A 20,866-nucleotide genomic window follows, 5' to 3' on the forward strand; every position below is an offset into this window, starting at 1 on the left:
TCTTCTCCTCCGGCATCGCCAGCGCCGCGATCGCCCAGACCGGCCTCGATTTCCGGGTGCACCTGTTCCTCATGGTTCCCGTCGTGGTCGCCGGGGTGGCGCTGCTGCTCGGCCGCTTCGACCCCGCACCGCACCGCACCGGCGGCTCGACCGACGAGACCAAGGGCTTCGCCACGCCGACACTGGCCATCATGATCCTCGTCGTCGTGACGCTGTCCGCCATGATCATGGAGGGCGCCGGCATCGACTGGTCCGCCATCTACATGCGCGACGAGTTCGCGGTGACCCCGTTCGTCGCCGGCTTCGCGGTGGCGCTCGGCGCCTTCACCCAGGCCGCGACCCGCTTCTTTGCCGATCCCTTCGTCGAGCGCTACAGCCCCACCGTGGTGTCGCGCGTGCTGCTCGGCGTGCTCGGCATCGGCGCCGTGCTGGTGTTCTTTGCCACCGCCGACTGGATGGCGCTGCTCGGTTTCGGCCTCATGGGGGTCGGGACCAGCGTCATCTTCCCGCTCGCCATGTCGGCGGCGGCGCAGCGCACGGACCGGCCGGCGGCCACCAATGTCGCCTCGCTGGCGCAGACCTCGTTCGTCGCCTTCCTGCTCGGGCCGCCGCTGCTGGGCTACATCGCCGAGCATTTCGGCATTCGCTGGTCCTTCGGCCTCGGCATTCCGCTGGTCGTGCTGAGCCTGATCTTCGCTGACGCGCTGGGCAGGAAGCCGCTGCGCCACGAGGTGGACTGAACCGAAATGAACATCGCTCCGCAGGTCCGGCTCTATTCGGTCTTCTTCCTGTTCGCCCTGTCGCTCGGCGGGCTGCTGTCGCGCATGGCCGACCTGCAGCATCAGCTGGGGGTCACCGAATCCGAGCTGGGGCTGACGCTGATCGGCATGGCCATCGGCTCGCTGATCTCGCTCACCATCGCGAGCCCTCTGATCATCCGGCTGGGCGCGCGGCGGACCGCGTTCGCCACCGTGTTCGGCACGGCGGTAATCTACGCGCTGGTGCCCTGGCTGCCCAATGCGCCGGCCGTGTTCGGCGCCCTCTTTGTCGCCGGCTTCCTCGCCGGGGCGCTGGAGATCAACGTCAACACCGAGACCGACAAGCTCGAGGCCCTGCTCGGGCGGCGCATCATGAACCGGGCGCACGGCATGTGGAGCCTGGGCTTCTTCATCACCGCGCTGATCGGCGCCGGCATGCGCCATTTCGGCGTCTCCATCCACCTGCACACGGCGATCATGCTCGCCCTGGTGCTCGCGGTCGGCTTCGTCACCTTCACCGGCATGACCACCGCCCCGGCCCGCGCCGATGCGCACCAGGGCGAGCACCCCAGGTTCGCCCTGCCCACCATCGGGCTGCTGCCGCTGTGCATGATCGGCATCGCCGCCTTCCTCGTCGAGGGCGCCGGGGTCGACTGGTCGACCATCTACATGCGCGACGTCTTCCATGCCGAGCCTTTCGTCGGCGGGCTCGGGCTGACGCTGTTCACCTTCCTGATGGCGATGACGCGCCTGTTCGTCGATCCCTTCGTCGATCGGCACGGGCCTCGCCGGGTGGCCACCGTGCTGCTGCTGGTTTCCGCCGTCGGGGTGACCCTGGTCGGGCTGGCGCCCGTGCCGGAGGCGGCGCTTGTCGGCTTCGCGCTGATGGGGGCGGGCTGCAGCGCCGTCTATCCGCTCGCCGTCTCGGCGGCGGCGCAGCGCACCGACCGTCCGGCCGCCGTCAATGTCGCGGCGATCGGGCAGGTGACCTTCATCGTCTTCTTCCTCGCCCCGCCGCTGCTCGGCTTCATCGCCCAGTATACCGGCATCCGTAATTCCTACCTGATCAGCCTGCCGGTGATCGCGCTGGGACTGCTGGCAGTGCCTGCGCTCGCCTCGCGCCGGCCGCGGCCGATGGCCTCGCCGCCCGAGCCGGCCGCCCCGCATGGCTGAGCTGCCGCAGATCGTCGATCTGCGGCAGTCGCCGACGGCGCTCCGGGTCCAGCGCGGCGTCATGCGGTTTCTGCGCGCCGCGCACGATTTCTGCTGCTTCGCCGAAGTGCCGCTGGCCAATGGCCGCCGCGCCGACATCCTCGCGCTCGGCCCCCGGGGCGAGATCTGGATCGTCGAGATCAAGTCGAGCCTCGTCGATTTCCAGGTCGATCGGAAGTGGCCGCACTACAAGGACTTCTGCGACCGCTTCTTCTTCGCCAAACCGCCCGAGCTCGACCCGGACATCTTTCCGGCCGACGAAGGGCTGATGGTGGGCGACGGACATGACGCCGCAATCCTCCGCATGGGGGCCGAACAGCCATTGCCGGCGGCCCGTCGCAAGGCCATGCTGCTCAAGCTGGCCCGGCTCGGCGCCGACCGCGTGCATGTCCTGATGGATCCCGGTGAGAAGTGACCTCCTGCCCGCGGGGCTGACCGTCGAAGTACTCGGGGACTATCGGTCCTTCCTTGCCATCCGGGAGCAATGGGAGGATTTGCGGGCCCGCGCCCGCTTCGCCTCGGTGTACTTCTCGCACAAGTGGCTGCGGCTCAGCTGGGAACTGACCTGGCGCCGGCCGCTCAACCGGCTGCGCATCGTGCTGGTGCGCGACAACGGCCGGCTGGTGATGGCCGGGGCGTTCGTCCTCTACCTGTTCAATGGTTGGCCGGCGATCGGCTTTCTCAATTCCGGAACGCCGCAGCACGACGACGTGCTCTATGAACCGTCGGCGCATACCGAGGCACAGGCCCGCGCCGTGCTGCGGGCGCTCCGTCGTTCGGTGGCCTTTCCGCGCACGCTGCGCGCGCAGCGGCTGCGCGAGGATTGTCCGCTGCGGGCCGCCGCCGCGGCGATGGGGTTGGTCAGCCGCACCCGCTCGCGATTGCTGACGGTGTCGCTCGACCTCACGCCCCACGCGGGCTTCGAGGCCTACCTGGCGAGTCTGTCGCAGTCGACGCGCCAGGGGCACCGGCGGCATCTGAGGCAGCTCGAGGCCCTCGAGGGCTTCAGCTACCGTCGCGAGACCGGCGCCGCCCGCTTCGAAACGCTCGCCTGGCTGTTCGACCGCAAGCGCAAGTGGGCCCGCGAGCGCGGCGTCGAGGCCGACTGGCTGCACAACCGCCTTATCGACCGGTTCACCGAACTGCTGCTGCACGGCGAGGACGCTCCGGAGTGCTGGGTCCTCTCGATGCGCATCGGGGAGCGGATCATCGCCGCCAAGCTCTGCTTCGTCGAGCGCGAGACGCTCAACTTCTCCAAGATCACCCAGGACCCCGAGTTCGACCGGTACTCGCCCGGCTTCACCGCCAACGTGCTGATGATCCGGGACGCCTACGCGGCCGGCCTCAGGCGCATCGACATGGGGCAGGGCAATTTCGAGACCAAGAGCCGCCTCTCCAAGCAGACGCACGAGGTGCTGGTGGAGCGGATCGAACTGAGATGACCTCTCGGCAGCGCATCGTCCTCGTCTTCCTCTGCCACGCGCTCTCCCAGGGCGGCCTGTTCGCGCGCCTGCCCGACCTGCAGCAGGCGCTCGGGCTCGACGAGGCCGCCCTCGGCCTCGCCCTGCTCGGACAACCGGCCGGCGCCATCGTCACCTTCCTGTTCGCCAGCCTCGTCGTCGAGCGGGTCGGCACCCGGCTGGTCATCCTCGCAGCCATCCCGGCCATGGCGACGACCATGGTGCTGATCGCCCTCGCCCCCGGCGCCGTCGCCCTCTTCGGCGGCTTCGCCCTCTATGGCGGCGTGTTCGGGCTCAGCAACATCGCCATCAATGTCGAGGCCGATCGCATCGAGGCGATCGACGGGCGCCGCCTGATGAACACCTGCCACGGCGTGTGGAGCGTCGGCCTGCTCGCCGCCTCGCTGCTGGCCACGCTGATGCGCGGGCTCGGCGTGGCGCCGGCGCTGCACTTCGCTCTGGTCCTGCCGCTGGTCGTTGCCGGCATCCTGGCGTCGGGCCTGGGCCTCGTCAGCGCGCCGCCGCGGGCCCACGGCGCTGCCGCGAAGGGCATCCGCATCGCCGTTCCCACCACCATGACGCTGCTGCTGCTCGGCTATGCCGTCGCCTCCGCCCTGCTCGAGGGCGGCCTGAGGAACTGGTCGGTGATCTTCATGCGCGACAGCTTCTCGGCCCCGGCCTGGGTCGACACCCTGACCCTCCCCGCCTTCATGGCGGCGCAGTCGATCGGCCGGCTACTGGCCGACCGGGCGGTGACCCGCTGGGGCCCGGTGCGGCTGGCGCGCGCCCTCGCCGTCACGGCGCTCTGCGGCCTGCTGCTGGTCGTGTTCTCGCCCAACCTGGTGGTGGCACTCGCCGGCTTCACCCTGATCGGCTTCGGCGTCTGCGTCGCCTTCCCGCTCTCGACCTCGGCGGCGGCGCGGCTGGGCGATCGGCCGGCATCGGAGAACGTCGCGGCGCTGACCATGAGCCAGCAGGTGCTGCTGCTCGGGGCGCCCGCGCTGCTCGGAGCCATCGCCACCAGCTTCTCGATCCGGCTCAGCTTCGCGGTGATGCTGCCGCCGCTGCTGCTCGCCATCTACCTCGCGCGCTACCTGGCGCCGAGGCCGCCGGCAGCGGGCTGACCTACTCGTCGCCCGCCCCGCCATGCAGCGCCCTGTGCGTGGCCGGCTTCGCGCTGGACCCGCCGACGCCCCGGCCGCCGCCCAGGGCCGCGGTCAGCTGTGTCATCAGCTCCAGCCGGTGGCGGTCATCGGTCTCCGCCTGCAGCCGGTTCGACAGCTCGATCAGGAAGTTGGCATAGGCATTGTGCCAGTCGAGCGCCACCTGGCCCATGTCGAGCCGCGGCCGCTCCGGGTGGGCGACCCCGGCGACGCCCTCGGCCCGCAGCTCGAACTGGTCGTCCAGCATCGGCATCAGCACCTGGTCGCCGGCGAGGCCGTCATCGTGCATCAGGGCGGTCCTGAGCGCCGCCCGCTCCTCGTCCTCGCCATGGGTGAGGAAGATCGCGCCGTGTGCCGGCAGGCGGCGCGTCACCCAGTCGACCAGTTCGGAGTGATCGGCATGCGCCGAGTAGTTGCCGAGGCTGCGGATGCGGGCCCGCACCGGCACCAGGTCCGAGTGGATCCGCACCTCGCGGGCGCCCGACTGGATGATCTGGCCCAGCGTGCCCGGCGCCTGGTAGCCGACGAACAGCACCGTGGCATTGCCGCGCGGCAGGTTGTTCCTGAGGTGATGCTTGATCCGGCCGGCCTCGCACATCCCCGAGGCCGACATGATGATGGCGCCGCCGCGGATCGAGTTGATCGCCTTGCTCTCCTCGACCCCATCCACCAGCCGGAAGCGCGGATCGTTGAACAGGGCCTCGGCGCTCAGCTCGAGGTCCTCGAACATGCCGGCGTGCTGGCGGTAGACCGCGGTGATCCTCGAGGCGAGCGGACTGTCGAGGAAGACGAGGCTCGGCGAGATGTCGCCGTCGCGGATCAGCACGCCGATATCGTGCAGCAGCTCCTGGCTGCGCTCGACCGCGAAGGTCGGGATCACCAGGTTGCCGCCGCGTCCGAGCGCCTCGTTGATCTCGCCCTTCAGCGCCTCGCGCCGCTGCTCCAGCGTGTAGTCGTCGCGCTCGCGCCCGCCATAGGTGGACTCGGCGAGGATGTAGTCATAGTCGGACGGCGCGTCCGGGCCCTCGTAGAACACCTTCTGGTCCGGCCCCAGGTCGCCCGAGAACAGCATGCGGATGGTCTTGTCGCCGCCGTCCCGGACTTCGAGCTCGATCGAGGCCGAGCCCAGGATGTGGCCGGCGTTCCAGTATCTTGCCCGCACGCCCGGCCCCGGTTCGCTCCACTCGCCGTAGGCGAGCGTACGGCGCAGCTTCAGCGTCGCCGCCGCGTCCTCCGTCGAATAGAGGGGCTTGGCCGGAGGATCGGCGCGCCGCGCCGCCTTGCGGGTCACCCGCTCGGCCTCGCTCTCCTGGATGCCGGCGGCATCCGGCAGCAGGTATTCGAGCAGGCCCGAGGTCGGCTCGGTCATCCAGATCGGCTTCTTGAACCCCAGATGCGCCAGCCGGGGCAGGAGCCCGGCATGGTCGATATGGGCATGGGTCAGGAGCACGAAGTCGATGTGCCGCGGATCGAAGGGAAACGGCTTGAAGTTGAGCTCCCGCACGGTGCGGTTGCCCTGGAACAGTCCGCAGTCGACGAGGAACTGCCCGCCCGGATGCACGATGCGGTAGCACGAGCCCGTGACGGTCCCGGCCGCCCCGTGGAAGTGAAGCGTCACCGTCATGGCATGTTCCCTCGAGTATCGGGTTACTTGGGCGCGCGCTTGGCGAGAATGCGCTGCAGCGTCCGCCGGTGCATGTTGAGCCGCCGTGCCGTTTCCGAGACGTTGCGGTCGCACAGCTCGTAGACGCGCTGGATGTGCTCCCAGCGCACCCGGTCGGCCGACATCGGGTTCTCGGGCGGCTCCGGCGGAGCGCCACCGGTGGCCAGCAGGGCGTTGATCACGTCCTCGGCATCGGCGGGCTTGCTCAGGTAGTCGACCGCCCCGAGCTTCACCGCCGTCACCGCCGTGGCGATGTTGCCGTAGCCGGTCAGCACGACGACGCGCGCCTCGGGCCGCCGGGTGTGCAGCGCCCCGACCACGTCGAGGCCGTTGCCGTCCTCGAGGCGAAGGTCGATCACCGCATAGGCGGGTGGCGCATCCTCGACGGCGGCGAGGCCGCCGACGACCGTATCGGCAATCCGCACGTCGAAGCCGCGCTTCTGCATCGCCCGCTCGAGGCGGGTGAGGAAGGTCTTGTCGTCATCGACAAGCAGCAGGCTTCTATCGGCCGCAAGGAGTTCATCGACAGTGCTCATTGCCGCCCCATGTAAGGGGTTTGGGCGCAAAGGTCAAAAGGTCGCAGGAATCCTGCCTCATTTTTGCTCAAAGGCCCGCCGCGGCCAGATCAGGCGGACCCGCGCGTGCCCGTGTGCCGCCTCGTTCTCGAAGCTCAGCCGCGCCCCGGTGCGCTCGAGCAGGGTCTTGGCGATGAAGATGCCCAGCCCCAGCCCGCCGGGCTCGCCGGTCTCGGCCGAGCGCGGACGGCTGGTCAGGTAGGGTTCGCCGAGCCGGGCCACGAGGTCCGGCGGAAAGCCCGGACCGTCATCGGTGATAGTGATGGTCAGCGCCACCCGATCCCAGCTCGCCTCGATCAGCACCGCCTTCTGCGCGAACTGCGCCGCGTTCTCGATCAGGTTGCCCAGCCCGTAGAGCAGGCCCGCCGAGCGCTCGATCACCGGCTCCTCGCCCGCCGCCTTGTCGGTGCGGATCGAGATGGTCTTGCCGCGACCGGCCAGCGGCTGCACCACCTCGGCGAGCAGGGCGCCGAGCGGCACGGCGGCGAACGGGTCGCCCGGCGAATCGCGCAGGCTGCGCAGCTTGCCCAGGATGACGCGGCAGCGGGCCGCCTGCGACATGATCAGCTCGACATCCTCGCGCACGGGTCCCTCGGGCACCTCGTCGCGGATTTCGCGGGCGGCGAGCGCGATGGTCGAGAGCGGCGTGCCCAGCTCGTGCGCCGCCGCCGCCGCCAGCCCGTCGAGGGCGCTGAGTTGCTCGTGCCGCGACAGCGCCAGTTCGGTGGCCGCCAGCGCGTCCGCCAGCTGCCGCGCCTCGTGCGCCACCCGGTTTGTATAGGCGGCAATGAAGGTCACTCCGCAGATGAGGCTGACCCAGATGCCGATGACGTAGACCCGGTCGAAGCTGAGCTTCTCTCCCGGTCGCCAGGGCAGGTCGAGGTGGAACACCGCCAGCCCGGAGGCCAGCACCGCGGCGAGTCCGGCCAGCATCAGGGTCGAACGCTGCGGCAGGGTCGTCGCCGAGACCGACACCGGCGCGAGCAGCAGCAGCGAGAACGGGTTTTCCAGCCCGCCCGTCAGCGCCAGCAGCCCGCCGAGCTGGCACAGGTCCCAGGCGAGCTGCAGCGTCGCGATCGCTGGAGACGGGCGGTGGGCCTCGCCCAGCCGCAGCGACAGCCACAGGTTGAGCCCGATCGAGAGCCCGATCAGCAGCAGGCATTCGAGCAGCGGCAGGGGATAGCCCAGCCCGAACTGCACGAACAGCACGCCCAGCGCCTGCCCGCTGATCGCCAGCCACCGCAGCCCGACCAGCGTGCCGAGCCGCAGCGGGCGCCAGTTGCCCGGCAGCAGGGCGCCCGCCGGGGTCGTGGGGTTCATGTCGGTCAAGTCTCGCCCCTCCGCGTTGCCGGCTGTGTCGTCGGCATGGGAAACCTAGCATGGCATTTCAAGGGCAAAAATCCGTGATCGGCGCGCTTGACCCCCCGTCCGACGGGACCACATCCCCCCTGTTCGTGACTGGGAGACAAGTCCATGCATACAGCGATTATCAAACCGCAATGGAGCCCGCTGACCATCGCCTTGATGGTCCTGGGCTTCGTCATCTTCTGGCCGCTGGGCCTTGCGATGCTCGCCTACATCCTGTGGGGCGAGCTGTTCGGAGGCTCCTCGGACAAGGCGGAACGGTTCGTCAGCCGTTCCCGAGCCTGGGCGGAGAACTGCTCGAAAGGCCATGCCTTCCGGCATGGCGGCTACCACTCGGCGAGCGGCAATGCCGCCTTCGACGAGTATCGGGCCGAGCAGTTGAAGCGCCTCGAAGAGGAGCGCAGGCGCCTCGACGGGGAGATCCACGCCTTCCACGAGTACATGCGGAACCTCCGCATGGCCCGGGATCGCGAGGAGTTCGACCGCTTCATGCGCGACCGCAACGGCAATCGCCCCAACTATGGCGACGGCAGCGGGACCAATGCCTAACGGCATACCCCGTATGACTCCTGACGACTGCGCCTCCCCTCGGGGAGGCGCTTTTTTTGTCCGCCGAAGGGCGAATCGGCGATGATCGCCGGATGAATTTTCTCTTCCCCGCGAGGATCCCCGAACGCTGCGCTCTCGTTGTCGAGGGCCGGCGGGTCGAGATCGTGGTCAAGGTCAGCACCAGGGCCCGCAGTTACCGGTTGAGCGTGCCGCACCATGGCGCCCCCGTTCTCACCCTGCCCAGCACGGGGCGCTGGACGGAAGCCGAGGCGTTCCTCCGCCGCCACGAGGGCTGGCTTGCCGCCCGCCTCCGGCGGAGCGCTCCGCGGACCCCCTTTGCCGACGGCGAGCAGGTACCGCTGCGCGGCACGGTGCATCGTATCCACGCCACCGGGCGGCTGCGCGGACGAGTGGAGGTCTCCGAGATCGACGGCGAACTGTCGCTGCTCGTTCCCGGCGAGGCGGCGCACCTGGCGCGGCGCCTCACCGAGTGGCTGAAGACCGAGGCGGCGGTCGATCTGGTGGCGCGCTCAGCCGTTCATGCCCAGACCCTGGGCGTCACGGTGCGGTCGGTGGCGATGCGCAGCCAGTCGACGCGATGGGGCTCGTGCTCCTCCACCGGCCGGCTCAACTACAACTGGCGGCTGGTCCTCGCGCCGCCCTTCGTGCTCGACTATGTCGCCGCGCACGAGGTGGCGCACCTCGTCCACATGAACCACTCGCCGCGCTTCTGGAAGACCGTCGAGCACGCCCTCCCCGACATGGCGCGTGGTCGTGCCTGGCTGAAGGCGCATGGCAGGCTGCTGATGGGCTACGGCCTGGAATAGGCCCCCGAGGCTTCAGCCCCCGCCGAAGATCTCGCCGAGCAGATCGACCAGCGTGCGCTTGGGCCGCTCCGCCGCCGGCTGCTCCATCGGCTGCAACCCGTTCTGGTCGAAGCCGGGCTGGCTCGAGGCGCCCGGCAGGTCCGCCACCGGGATGCCCTCGTGCGCCTTGGCCATGAACTGGCTCCAGATCTCGACCGGCACGTTGCCGCCCGAGAGCTTGGTCCCCACGTCGTCGTCATTGCCGAGCCAGACGCCGGCAACCATGCGTGAGGTATAGCCGACGAACAGCGCGTCGCGGGCCTTCTGGCTGGTGCCGGTCTTGCCGGCCATGGGCCAGCCGTTGAGCTGGGCCCGCTTGCCGGTGCCGATCTCGACCGCGGCATGCAGCATGTCGTTCATCTCGGCGACGATGTTGGGTTCGATCACCCGCCCCGGTCCGGCCGGCACGGCGTCGTAGAGCACCTTGCCCTCCCGCGTCTCGATCCGGGTGATGACGCTGGCGATCACCCCGATGCCGCCATTGGCGAACGGGGCGTAGCCGGCGGTCAGTTCCAGCAGCGATACTTCCTGGGTGCCCAGCGCGATCGAGGGCACGGCCATCAGCGGGGAAGAAATGCCCATCCGCATCGCCGCCTCGACCACCTTGTCCGGACCGACATCGTTGGCGAGCAGCGCCGCGACGGTGTTGCGCGACAGCGCCAGCGCCTGCCGCAGCGTCATCTGCCCCAGATACTTGCCGTCGGCGTTCTCCGGCGACCAGCCGCCGATGTCGATCGGATTGTCGTCGGCCACCGTGTCGGGGGTGTAGCCCTTCTCCATGCCGGCCAGGTAGACGAACGGCTTGAAGGTCGAGCCCGGCTGCCGGCGCGCCGTTACGGCGCGGTTGTACTGGCTCTGCTGGTAGTCGACCCCGCCCACGAGGGCGCGCACCGCGCCATCGACATCCATGGCGACCAGCGCCCCCTGGCTGAAGCCCTTCTCGGCCCCATGCGCCGCCACCGCTTCCTTGATGACGAACTCGGCTTCCTTCTGCAGGTCCCAGTTGATCGTGGTGTGGACGACGACGTCTTCGTTGACCTCGCCCAGATAGGCGGTCATCAGGCTCTCGACCCAGTCGGCGACATAGGATTCCGAGCCCACCACCTTGGTGCGGATGGTCTGCGAGGGGTCGATGGCCGCGGCCTTGGCTTCGGCGGCGCTGATATAGCCCTCCTTGGCCATGGCGGCGAGCACCAGCGACTGCCGGGCCTTGACCCGCGCCGGGTCGCCCTTGGGATTGAGCCGCGAGGGCGCCTGCAGCGAGCCGGCAAAGATCGCAGCCTCGCTCAGCGACAGGTTGCGTGCCGACTTGCCGAAATAGAACTGGCTGGCCGCCTCGATGCCGTACTTCTCGTGTCCGAAATTCACCCGGTTGAGATAGAGTTCGAGGATCTCGTCCTTGCTGTAGGTCTGCTCGAGCCAGACGGCGAGCACCATTTCCTGCACCTTGCGCCCCAGCGTCTGGTCGGGGGTGAGGAAGAGGTTCTTGGCGACCTGCTGCGTGATGGTCGAGGCGCCACGCGTCACCTCGCCGGCCTTGACGCTCTCGAGCGCCACCGAGACGAGGCCGAGCACGTCGACGCCGAAATGCTCCTTGAAGCGGCGATCCTCGATGGCGATGAAGGCCGCCGGCACATAATAGGGCAGTTCGTGCAGCGAGATCGCCTCGCCGCCCGACTTGCCGCGGTTGGAGATCAGCTGGCCATCGGCCGCGACGATGCGGATATTGGCGGCGCGATCCGGTACTTTCCAGGTGTCGGCGGAGGGCAGCTGCACGGCGAAATAGACGATCACCGCGCCGACCGCGAGCGCTCCCCACAGGCCCAGGATGAAGGCCCAGGAGATCAGCTTCCAGACGATGCGTCCCAGCGTCAGCGGTTCGCGCTGGCGCCGGCTGCGGGACGTCTTGGTCCTGCCGCGCTGCGGTGCCTTGCGCCTGCGCCCGGGACGCTCGTCCTCGACCCGCACCTCGTCGTCGGCATCGGCAAAGCCCGGTTCGATCCGCGCCCCCCGGGCCGGCTTGCGCGTGGCTGCCTTGCCCGCCGCCTTGCCCTTGCGGGCGCGCGCCGTCCTGGGCGTAGCCCCGACCCGATCGTCCGGCGAGATGTGGAAGTCCATGAACAGGGCCCCGGCATTCTTCTTGCGCATGGCGTCGATCCGGTGCGGTTGCCCATCCTGGGGACGCAGCGGATACCCATCGGGCGGTCCGACCGTCACGCCGCGGCAGCCCGGAAATCCAGGCCCTCCGCCAGCGCGGTCCCTCTCGCTATCGAAGCTAAATGTGGCCGGTTTATGTGGGCTTAAGCGGCCTGGTTAAGGGTGTTGCGCGCGGGAGACAGGGGCGGTCCGGCAGGATCGGTTCACGCCCTGCGTCGCAACGTTCCGGTGAGCATCACAGCCGTAGCCAGCGTGTTGGCAACCGTGCCGTACTTGCGGACATTGGTATGCAGCAGATTGAGCCGACGGTCGTCCTCGTCGGTGTCGACGACGATTTCATAGTCGATCGAGAGGATCAGCGGCGGCGCATCCTGACGCGTGGCGGAGAGGCTGACTTCGACACCCCTGAGTGCGAACGAGATCATTGGCGACACCCGTTCGATCCCCTTCATGATGCAGCCCGCAAGCGCCGCCAGCAGCAGTTCGGTGGGGTTGAACAGGTCCTCGCGCCCGGCCGGGTCGGTGTCGATCTCGACGGCTGCCTGCTTGGCGCGGGCCAGCCCGCCATGCGGCCCGACCCGCTCCGCCGTCACCCTGTAGGTCTGCATCGATCACTCCCGCTGGAGATCGTTCGATGCCATAGGCGGCGGGCGTCGCCTTGATCGGTGTCAAGCGACGGGCTTGCGGCGCCTACTTCTGGTCCCAGCCCACCACCACTCCGTCCTCGAGCGTGACCTTGTCGCGAAACCGGTTCTTGGCGCTCTGCTTGTACTTGTAGATCTCGCGGGTCTTGGTCTTGAGCACCTTCTGCTCGATCGCGGCGGGCTCGCCCCAGGACTCGCGCAGCTGCTCGGCCGTCATCCCCTGCCAGATGGTCTGGGTCAGGATGGCGGTGACGAGCTGGTCGTCGCCATACTTGGCCATCAGCCGCGCGTAGCGGCTGCGCCTCGCCAGCGCACGGGCGACGAACCACAATACGCCGAGGGCGATGACGACGAGGATGGCGGCAACGACCCACTCCATGTGGCCGCCCCCTAGACGTCGAGATTGGCGACGCTCAGGGCGTTGTCCTGGATGAAGTCGCGCCGCGGCTCGACCAGGTCGCCCATCAGCTCCGAGAACAGCCGGTCATGATCGTCGCTGTCCTTGATCTGCACCTGCAGCAGCGTGCGGGCATTGGGATCGAGCGTGGTTTCCCACAGCTGCTCGGGGTTCATCTCGCCAAGGCCCTTGTAGCGCTGCAGCGACACGCCCTTGCGGCCGGCCGCGCCGATGGCGGCGAACAGCGAGCTCGGCCCGTAGATCGGCGTGGTCACGTCCTTGCGGACCAGCGACGCGACGCCGCCATAGAGATCGGCCAGCTTCTCGACGGTCTGGCGGATCTTGCGCGCGTCGGCGCTGGCGAGCAGTTGCGCATCGATCGCATGCGCCTCCGTGACGCCGCGGATGGTGCGGGTGAACACCAGCCCGCCCTGGCCGTCCGTCCGGCCTTGCCAGCCGCGTTCCACCTCGTCGGCGAGCCGGTCGAGCCGGCGCACCACGCGCTCGATCACCGTCTGCACCCGCTCGGCATCGAGCAGGGCCTCGGCATCGAGCCCGCCCACGATCGCCGCCTGCTCGATCAGCGAGCGGTTGTAGCGGGTGTTGAGACCGTCGATGGCATGCACGATGTCGCGCGCCTGCCGGACGATGGCGAGGAGGTCCTCGCCGGCATGGGCGACGCCGTCGCGCGTCGTCAGCACCGCCTCGTCGCTGCCCGAGTTGATCAGGTAGTCCTCGAGGCTGCGCTCGTCCTTGAGGTACTGCTCGGATTGGCCGCGCTTCACCTTGTACAGCGGCGGCTGGGCGATATAGACGTGCCCGCGGTCGATCAGTTCGCGCATCTGCCGGTAGAAGAAGGTCAGCAGCAGCGTGCGGATGTGGGCGCCGTCGACGTCGGCATCCGTCATGATGATGATCTTGTGGTACCTGAGCTTGTCGGCGTTGAACTCCTCGCGCCCGATCGAGGTGCCGAGCGCCATCACCAGGTTGCCGATCTGCTCGGACCCCAGCATGCGGTCGAAGCGGGCCCGCTCGACATTGAGGATCTTGCCACGCAGCGGCAGCACCGCCTGGTTGCCGCGATCGCGTCCCTGCGTCGCCGAGCCGCCGGCCGAATCGCCCTCGACGAGGAACAGCTCGGACTTGGCCGGGTCGCGCTCGGAGCAATCCTTGAGCTTGCCGGCGAGGAAGTTGACGTCCAGTGCCGACTTGCGCCGGGTGAGCTCGCGCGCCTTGCGGGCCGCCTCGCGGGCGGCCGCCGCCTCGGCCACCTTGCCGACCACGGTCTTGGCCTCGGCCGGATGCTCCTCGAGCCATTGCTGCAGCTTGTCGTTGACCCCGTTCTCGACCACCGGCCGCACCTCGGAGGAGACCAGCTTGTCCTTGGTCTGGCTCGAGAATTTCGGATCGGGCACCTTCACCGAGAGCACGCAGGTCAGCCCCTCGCGGGTATCGTCACCGGACAACTCGACCTTCTCGCGCTTGAGGATGCCGCTCTCGTCGGCATAGCGGGTGATCTGCCGGGTCAGCGCGGCCCGCAGCCCGGCGAGGTGGGTGCCGCCATCGCGCTGCGGGATGTTGTTGGTGAAGCACAGCACGTTCTCGTGGTAGCTGTCGTTCCACCACATGGCGACTTCCACCGTGATGCCGTCCTTTTCCGAGCGGAGCAGGATCGGGTCGGCGATCAGCGGGGTCTTGGCATTGTCGAGGTAGCGCACGAAGGCCTCGAGGCCGCCTTCGTAGTGCAGTTCCACCTCCACCGGCTCGGGGTGGCGGAGATCCTTGAGCAGGATGCGCACGCCGGAATTGAGGAAGGCCAGCTCGCGCAGCCGGTGCTCCAGCGTCTTGAAGTCGAACTCGGTGCGCGTGAAGGTCTGCGTCGAGGGCAGGAACGTCGTCTCCGTGCCCGAGCGGCCCTCATAGGTGCCCGGCCGCCGGTCGGGGACATAGCTGCCCGTCACCCTGAGCGGCGCATCGGCATCGCCATGGGTGAAGCTCATCTCGTGGATCCTGCCGTCGCGGCGGACCTTGAGCTTCAGCGAGGTGGAGAGCGCATTCACCACCGACACGCCGACGCCATGCAGCCCGCCCGAGACCTTGTAGGAATTCTGGTCGAACTTGCCGCCGGCATGCAGCTGGGTCATCACCACCTCGACCGTCGAGATGCCTTCGGTGGGATGGATGTCGGTCGGGATGCCGCGGCCATTGTCGATCACCGTCACCGAACCGTCGGCATTAAGCTGCACGGTGACGAGGTCGGCATGACCGGCCAGCGCCTCGTCGATGGAATTGTCCACCACCTCGTAGACCATGTGGTGCAGGCCCGAGCCATCGTCGGTATCGCCGATATACATGCCGGGCCGCTTGCGCACCGCGTCGAGGCCCTTGAGGACCTTGATGGAGTCGGCGCCGTATTCGCTGGGATCGTAGGGGGTCTCGGAGGTGCTCAAGGGGGGTCCCGAATCAGGTCAGCAGGTCCGCTCGCAATGCTCTAGCGGATGGGGTTCGGATAAAGAAGAGAAATGGCTGTTTCGAGCCCGTTTTGCAAGGCTTTGACCGCGGCGGCGAGGCCTCGCCCCAAGCCGGCCGCCGGGTCACCCGGCGAGGGCCGGTGCCCATCCCGAGGCCCTTCGGCCGGGGAGGGGATGGCGCACCCTCACGCCTCCGCCGCCAGCCGCCCGTCCCTGACCGTGACCCGCTGCGCGTCTCCCCCCAGGGCCTCGAACAGCATCGGATCGGTGCCGGTCATGAAGCACTGCGTGCCGAGCGCAGCGAGCGCGGCGAACAGCGCCGCCCGGCGCCCCGGATCGAGATGGGCGGCGATCTCGTCGAGCAGCAGGAACGGCGCGATGCCGGTGGTGCGGGCCGTAAGCCGGGCCTGCGCCAGGATCAGCCCGATCAGCAGCGCCTTCTGCTCGCCGGTCGAGCCGAGCGCCGCCGGCATCTGCTTTTGCGCGTGGGTGATCTCGAGGTCGACGCGGTGCGGCCCGGTCAAGGTGCGCCCGGCCGCCCGGTCCTGCCGGCGGGATCCGGCCCAGAGCCAGCGCAGGTCCTCCTCGAACCCGGCCGAGGAATCGGGCACCGCCCGGTCGGCGAACAGCGGCGTCAGCGCCAGCTGCGCCGCCGGGAAATCGCCGCCGCCCTGCGCCGCCAGCCCCTGCAGGTCGGCGAGGCTGTCGGCGCGGGCGAAGTGGATGGCGGCGGCGAGCGTCGCCATCTGCGCCTCGACGGCATCGAGCCAGCGCGGATCGCCATCCTCCTCGATCAGCCGGTTCCGCTGCCGCATTGCCTTGTCGTAGTCGGCAACCGTGGCGGCGTGGCCGGGGATCAGCGTCGTCACCAGCCGGTCGAGGAACCGTCGCCGGTCACCGGCCGGACCGGTGAACAATCCGTCCATCGCCGGGGTCAGCCACAGCACGCGCAGGTACTGGCTCATCTCCTCGACGGTGCGCGCATTGGCGCCGTTGATCCGGACCCGGCGGCCGCCGTCGGGGCCGCCGGCGCCGGTGCCGATATCGACCGGTCCCGCCGCGCTCTCCACCGTCACCGCCACCGCCCACGGCCCTTCCGAGCCCTGCGCCGCCACCTCCTCGAAGCTCGCGCCGCGCAGACCCCGCCCCGGCGCCAGCAGCGAGATGGCCTCGAGCAGGTTGGTCTTGCCGGCGCCATTGGGCCCGACCAGCACCAGGTGACGCCCGTCGAGGTCGAGCGCCGCGGAGGCGTAGTTGCGGAACTGGCTGAGGCGGAGCCGGGAAATGTGACGGGAGGGGATCAACCGGTGAATGGTGACTTGTGAATGGTGAATGGCGTGTCGGGATCCAACCCCGCTCACCATTAACCATTCACCATTCACGCCTCCCTAGACCCGCATCGGCATCAGCACGTACAGCGCCTTGGCCTCGCCGTCCTCGCGCACCAGCGTGGGCGAGCCGGCGTCGTTGAACAGGAATACCGCGTTCTCCGAGCGGATCTGGCCGATGATGTCGAGCAGGTACCGGGCATTGAAGCCGATTTCGAAGCTCTCGGGCTCGAACTCCACGGCAAGTTCCTCGCTCGCCGTGCCGTGGTCGGGATTGGTGACGCTGAGCTCGAGCTGGCCTTCCTTCATGCTGAGCTTGACCGCCTTGCCGCCGCGCTCGGACGCGATGGTCGAGACGCGATCGACGGCAGTGGCGAAGCTCGCCTTGTCGACGTTCATCTGCTTGTCGTTGTTCTTGGGAGTCACCCGCTCGTAGTCGGGGAAGGTGCCCTCGATCAGCTTGCTGAGCAGCACCACCCCACCCAGCGTGAAGCGGATCTTGGTGTCGGACACCTCCACCGCGACGTCGCCTTCGGCCCCTTCGAGGAGCTTCTGCACCTCCGACACGGTCTTTTTGGGGATGATGATGCCCGGCATGCCCCGGGCGCCGGCCGGTGCCGCGGCTTCGGCCCGCGCCATGCGATGGCCGTCGGTCGCCACGGCGCGCAGCGTCGGCTCGCCGCCCACCTCGAGCGTGTGCAGGTAGATGCCGTTCAGGTAGTAGCGCGTCTCCTCGTTGGAGATGGCGAATTGGGTGCGCTCGATCAGTTCCCGCAGCGTCGTCGCGGCAATCTCGAAGCTGTGGGTGAAGCTGCCCGACTTGAGGTCCGGGAAGCTGTCGGGCGACAGGCAGGCCAGGTGGAAGCGCGAGCGGCCCGAACTGACCAGCAACTGCTCCGAGCCTTCGTTCTCGAGCCGCACCTCGGCACCGTCGGCGAGCTTGCGCACGATCTCGTACAGCGTGTGCGCCGGCACCGTCGTGGTTCCGGCGGTGCCCACCATCGCCGGCACGCTCTCGGTCACCTCGATGTCGAGGTCGGTGGCCCTGAGATCCAGCCGCCCGTCCTGCGCCTTGAGCAGGACATTGGCGAGGATGGGGTAGGTGTTGCGGCGCTCCACGACGCGATGCACATGGCCCAGCGACTTGAGCAGATGGTTGCGCTCGAGAGTGACTTTCATAACAGCAGAACCCCTAGGCGGACCGGCGAGAGCCCGGAAAACCGGGCTGCGACCTTGGCAATTCAAGGCGCAAAAGGCAAGTGCGCGGAGCACCGAGGCGCCCGCGTTCCCCAACTGGCGCAGCGGCCCGAACTAGCGTTCGGCGCCGGCGTTCAGTCTCCGCTCCATCGCCGCCAGCCGCCGCTCCGAGTCCTGGGCATCCAGTCGCCTCAGCATCTGGTACCAGGCCTCGTCGGCCGGTTGCGGCTCGGGTATCGAACGAGCCCTTGGATCGAGCCGCTTGAGACCCGACCGGATACGCAACAGCAAACGCGGTGTGACCACGCGCATACTCCGACACAACTACTCACTACGGCCCAAAGGGGCCACGCTACGCACTTGGACGGCTCACACTCCGCCCGTCCGGCGGTACTATCGGTCCCCGCCGACAGGGCGGGGGAAAACTGTCGGGAGCGATACGCCTCCCGGTTGGCGGTGCCCCGGCCCTTCGGCCGCAGGTTATCCGGCGCGGCCGTCGGCTACTCCTCCAGCAGGCGCTTCAGCAATTCGATCTCCTGGGCGAGGTCGCCGTCATCCTTGATCATCTGCTCCACCTTGCGCACCGAGTGCAGCACCGTGGTGTGGTCGCGGCCGCCGAAGCGCCGGCCGATCTCGGGCAACGAACGCGAGGTCAGCGACTTGGCGAGGTACATGGCAATCTGGCGCGGGCGCACCACGTCGCGCGACCGGCGGGAACTGAGCAGGTCGTTGCGCGGCACCTTGTAGTGGCGCGACACGATTCGCAGGATATCCTCGATGCGGACGCGCCGCGCATCGCGCTGCCGGACCAGGTCGGCGAGCGTCCGCTCGGCCATGGCGACGCTGATCGGCTCCTTGGTCAGCTGGTTGGCCGCCAGCAGCCGGTTGACCGCGCCATCGAGGTCGCGGCCGTGGCTGACCACGACGCGCGCCACGTAGTCCACCACCGCCGGGGCGAAATGGGCTTCGGCGAAGCGCTGGCTCGCCTGCTCGGCCCGCCGCGTCACGATGGCGCGACGGAGGTCGAGGTCGAAGGCGTTGATCGGCACCACCAGCCCGCCCGAAAGGCGCGAGCGCACGCGCTCGTCGAGCATCTCGAGGTCGCGCGGCGGAGCGTCGCCGGCCACCACCACCTGCTTGGCGCCGGTCAGCAGCGTCCCCAGCGTATGGCCGAACTCGGTGGCCGACTTGCCCTGCAGGAACTGCATGTCGTCGATCAGCAGCAGGTCCACCCGCCGCAGCCACTCCTTGAAGGCCAGCGCCGATTGGCGCTGCACGGCGGTGATGAAGTGATACATGAAATGGTCGGCGGTGAGGTAGACCACGCTGCGCCCCGGCTCGTTGGCGCCGGCCGCCCAGGCGATGGCATTGAGCAGGTGCGACTTACCCAGCCCGACGCTCGAGTGGATATAGACCGGGTTGAAGCTCACCGTGTTGTTGGCCACGGCATGGGCCACCTGCCGGGCGACCTGCAGCGCCATCTCGTTGGACTGGCCGGAAACGAATGTCTCGAAGGTCATTTTCGGGTCGAGCGCACCACCCGCCAGCGCATCGCCGCGCGGCGCCGACTCGCGGGCCGGACGGGCGCTGGCCGGTGCCGCCGCCGGCGCTTCCGGCTCACCGGCTTCCGCCGGCGGCTCGACCTGCTGCAGGCGCGGCCGGGCCTGGCCATTGACCCGCACCGTGAAGTGCAGCCGGCCCAGTTCCGGCACCTCGATGCGGAAGGCATCGAGGATCTTCTGCGCATAGTTGGACTGCACCCAGGAACACAGGAACCGCGTCGGCACCGACAGGTGCGCCACGTCGTCGACGATCTCCTCGAGCTCGAGGCGCGCGAACCAGGAATTGAACACGTCCTCGCCGACGGCTGCACGGAGCCGGGCGCGGACACGCTGGAAGACTTCGGAGGCCGGCACCGGCTTGCCGTCGCTGTTCATCACGAAATCCTCCCTGTCGATGCCCTGTAGTTCCATGCTCCTTGTCAGAGGTCCGCTTCTGTTCAGTCCGGCTCGCCCCGCCGCCGCGTGAATGGCCATCGTCTAGTTGCCCCAATCCGTTCTATCCGCCATGCCACCGCGAGGCATGGCTCCGCCTGTCCCGTCCGTCCGTTCCTGCGGACAAACTCTCACCGCCGCGAACTGATGTCGCGGTTGGTCTACTCACTGTTTTACTTGATCCTGGCCGCCCGTCCGGGCCCAGGCGCCGCCCTTGCTAGAAGGACGAGAGACTAACTGCTACAGCCGCCAATCCACAGTTCCATGAAGCGTCGACGGAATACTTCACCCCGAAAACGACAATTTACGGGGCACTTCCCGAGTCCGCATTCACATTGCACCGGCCGCTCGTTCCCCGGTTCTGATGCCATCTGTCCCGAGCGACCGAGGTCATTCTAGACAGCCGGATTTGGGCAGGCAACCAGCCTTTTTCGCACGGGGGGGCTTGACTCCCGAGTGGCGGAAAATCCTTTCGCGGGTCCGATCCGGACCCCGAAAACCAAGCGGCTGTGACTCAATGGGGAATCGAGGCTTTGCTTGGCTTTTTCCGGTCGCAGATTGGGCGGAGGGGTGGCGTTCTTTGGGCGCCCGAGGGGCAAGAATTTGCGGGCGCGAGGCTGCCGAAAGGCCTGCGGGAGCGGGCCTTCCGGCGGACTGCGAGTCCGTGGCCAACTGTCGCAAAGCTGTCACACTGTGCCGTCGCGCGGCAAACAAAAAGGCCCCCGCGAGGGGGCCTCCGCAACCATGCCTGTCGTGCAGGTCAGGCCTGCAGCGCCTTCACCCGGTTGTTGAGACGGCTGACCTTGCGGGCCGCCACATTGGCGTGGACGATGCCCTTCTGCGCGGCGCGGACGATCTCGGGCTCGGCGGCCTTCAGCGCGTCCATGGCCACCTTGTGGTCACCGGCGGTGATCGCTTCCTCGACCTTGCGTACGAAGGTGCGCATGCGCGAACGGCGCGACTTGTTCACGGCGGTCCGCGCGGCGATCTTGCGGGTGGCCTTCTTGGCGGAGGGCGTATTGGCCATCAATTCCTCTTTGGCGCTTCACCCCACATGCGCCGGCTTC

19 protein-coding genes are annotated in these 20,866 nt (G+C 68.6%); 7 read left to right on the forward strand and 12 right to left on the reverse strand.

What is annotated here, in order from left to right; all coding sequences use genetic code 11:
* The 5 genes from ACE3TU_RS03920 to ACE3TU_RS03940 all read left to right on the forward strand — a co-directional run.
* On the forward strand, nucleotides 1-740 hold a 740-nt coding region (locus ACE3TU_RS03920; protein ID WP_374620452.1), incomplete at its 5' end, for an MFS transporter.
* A gap of 6 nt (nucleotides 741-746) precedes the next feature.
* Nucleotides 747-1,931, forward strand: a complete 1,185-nt coding sequence (locus ACE3TU_RS03925; protein WP_374620455.1) for an MFS transporter — start codon at nucleotides 747-749, stop codon at nucleotides 1,929-1,931.
* Nucleotides 1,924-2,385 (forward strand): MmcB family DNA repair protein, encoded by a 462-nt coding sequence (locus tag ACE3TU_RS03930; protein WP_374620458.1) that lies wholly within the window; start codon nucleotides 1,924-1,926, stop codon nucleotides 2,383-2,385. Before ACE3TU_RS03925 ends, ACE3TU_RS03930 begins: the two co-directional genes overlap by 8 nt.
* Nucleotides 2,375-3,412: a GNAT family N-acetyltransferase gene (locus ACE3TU_RS03935; RefSeq protein ID WP_374620460.1), complete on the forward strand. Its 1,038-nt coding sequence runs from the start codon at nucleotides 2,375-2,377 to the stop codon at nucleotides 3,410-3,412. The genes ACE3TU_RS03930 and ACE3TU_RS03935 overlap by 11 nt, the downstream gene beginning before the upstream one ends.
* Nucleotides 3,409-4,554 carry an MFS transporter gene (locus tag ACE3TU_RS03940; RefSeq protein ID WP_374620463.1) on the forward strand — a complete coding sequence of 382 codons (1,146 nt, stop codon included), beginning with the start codon at nucleotides 3,409-3,411 and terminating at the stop codon, nucleotides 4,552-4,554. The genes ACE3TU_RS03935 and ACE3TU_RS03940 overlap by 4 nt, the downstream gene beginning before the upstream one ends.
* Before the next feature lies 1 nt (nucleotide 4,555).
* Here ACE3TU_RS03940 and ACE3TU_RS03945 read toward each other — a convergent pair whose 3' ends face one another.
* From ACE3TU_RS03945 to ACE3TU_RS03955, 3 genes are read right to left on the reverse strand one after another with little or no spacing between them, the layout of a single operon-like run.
* Nucleotides 4,556-6,217: an MBL fold metallo-hydrolase RNA specificity domain-containing protein gene (locus ACE3TU_RS03945; RefSeq protein WP_374620465.1), complete on the reverse strand. Its 1,662-nt coding sequence runs from the start codon at nucleotides 6,215-6,217 to the stop codon at nucleotides 4,556-4,558.
* Between the two features lie 23 nt (nucleotides 6,218-6,240).
* The gene (locus ACE3TU_RS03950; RefSeq protein ID WP_374620468.1) at nucleotides 6,241-6,792 is read right to left on the reverse strand and encodes an ActR/PrrA/RegA family redox response regulator transcription factor; all 552 of its coding nucleotides are present in this window, start codon (nucleotides 6,790-6,792) and stop codon (nucleotides 6,241-6,243) included.
* Nucleotides 6,793-6,849: 57 nt separating this feature from the next.
* On the reverse strand, nucleotides 6,850-8,151 hold the full coding sequence (locus ACE3TU_RS03955) for an ActS/PrrB/RegB family redox-sensitive histidine kinase (protein WP_374620520.1): 1,302 nt from the start codon (nucleotides 8,149-8,151) through the stop codon (nucleotides 6,850-6,852).
* A 153-nt stretch (nucleotides 8,152-8,304) separates the two neighbouring features.
* Here ACE3TU_RS03955 and ACE3TU_RS03960 point away from each other — a divergent pair, with 153 nt between their 5' ends.
* Both ACE3TU_RS03960 and ACE3TU_RS03965 read left to right on the forward strand, forming a co-directional pair.
* Nucleotides 8,305-8,745, forward strand: coding sequence for a DUF2852 domain-containing protein (locus tag ACE3TU_RS03960; RefSeq protein WP_374620470.1), 441 nt, complete (start codon nucleotides 8,305-8,307; stop codon nucleotides 8,743-8,745).
* A gap of 92 nt (nucleotides 8,746-8,837) precedes the next feature.
* Complete coding sequence (locus ACE3TU_RS03965) at nucleotides 8,838-9,572, forward strand: M48 family metallopeptidase (RefSeq protein WP_374620473.1); 735 nt, start codon at nucleotides 8,838-8,840, stop codon at nucleotides 9,570-9,572.
* A 12-nt stretch (nucleotides 9,573-9,584) separates the two neighbouring features.
* Here ACE3TU_RS03965 and ACE3TU_RS03970 read toward each other — a convergent pair whose 3' ends face one another.
* From ACE3TU_RS03970 to rpsT, 9 genes are all read right to left on the reverse strand, one after another.
* A complete protein-coding gene (locus ACE3TU_RS03970) occupies nucleotides 9,585-11,759 on the reverse strand; it encodes a transglycosylase domain-containing protein (RefSeq protein WP_374620474.1) in 2,175 nt (724 codons plus the stop codon).
* Between the two features lie 212 nt (nucleotides 11,760-11,971).
* Nucleotides 11,972-12,376, reverse strand: coding sequence for an OsmC family protein (locus ACE3TU_RS03975; RefSeq protein WP_374620477.1), 405 nt, complete (start codon nucleotides 12,374-12,376; stop codon nucleotides 11,972-11,974).
* Between the two features lie 82 nt (nucleotides 12,377-12,458).
* Nucleotides 12,459-12,791, reverse strand: a complete 333-nt coding sequence (locus ACE3TU_RS03980) for a hypothetical protein (protein WP_374620480.1) — start codon at nucleotides 12,789-12,791, stop codon at nucleotides 12,459-12,461.
* A gap of 11 nt (nucleotides 12,792-12,802) precedes the next feature.
* Nucleotides 12,803-15,259 carry a DNA topoisomerase (ATP-hydrolyzing) subunit B gene (gene gyrB, locus ACE3TU_RS03985; protein WP_374620483.1) on the reverse strand — a complete coding sequence of 819 codons (2,457 nt, stop codon included), beginning with the start codon at nucleotides 15,257-15,259 and terminating at the stop codon, nucleotides 12,803-12,805.
* Nucleotides 15,260-15,465: 206 nt separating this feature from the next.
* Nucleotides 15,466-16,584, reverse strand: a complete 1,119-nt coding sequence (gene recF, locus ACE3TU_RS03990; protein ID WP_374620486.1) for a DNA replication/repair protein RecF — start codon at nucleotides 16,582-16,584, stop codon at nucleotides 15,466-15,468.
* An 84-nt stretch (nucleotides 16,585-16,668) separates the two neighbouring features.
* Nucleotides 16,669-17,787 carry a DNA polymerase III subunit beta gene (dnaN, locus tag ACE3TU_RS03995; RefSeq protein ID WP_374620488.1) on the reverse strand — a complete coding sequence of 373 codons (1,119 nt, stop codon included), beginning with the start codon at nucleotides 17,785-17,787 and terminating at the stop codon, nucleotides 16,669-16,671.
* Between the two features lie 132 nt (nucleotides 17,788-17,919).
* A complete protein-coding gene (locus tag ACE3TU_RS04000) occupies nucleotides 17,920-18,111 on the reverse strand; it encodes a hypothetical protein (protein ID WP_374620491.1) in 192 nt (63 codons plus the stop codon).
* A 194-nt stretch (nucleotides 18,112-18,305) separates the two neighbouring features.
* Nucleotides 18,306-19,742 (reverse strand): chromosomal replication initiator protein DnaA, encoded by a 1,437-nt coding sequence (gene dnaA, locus ACE3TU_RS04005; protein ID WP_374620523.1) that lies wholly within the window; start codon nucleotides 19,740-19,742, stop codon nucleotides 18,306-18,308.
* 817 nt (nucleotides 19,743-20,559) lie between these two features.
* Nucleotides 20,560-20,826 carry a 30S ribosomal protein S20 gene (rpsT, locus tag ACE3TU_RS04010; protein ID WP_374620494.1) on the reverse strand — a complete coding sequence of 89 codons (267 nt, stop codon included), beginning with the start codon at nucleotides 20,824-20,826 and terminating at the stop codon, nucleotides 20,560-20,562.
* Nucleotides 20,827-20,866 lie beyond the last annotated feature (40 nt).

The organism is Devosia sp., from assembly GCF_041917035.1.
GTDB lineage: Bacteria > Pseudomonadota > Alphaproteobacteria > Rhizobiales > Devosiaceae > Devosia_A.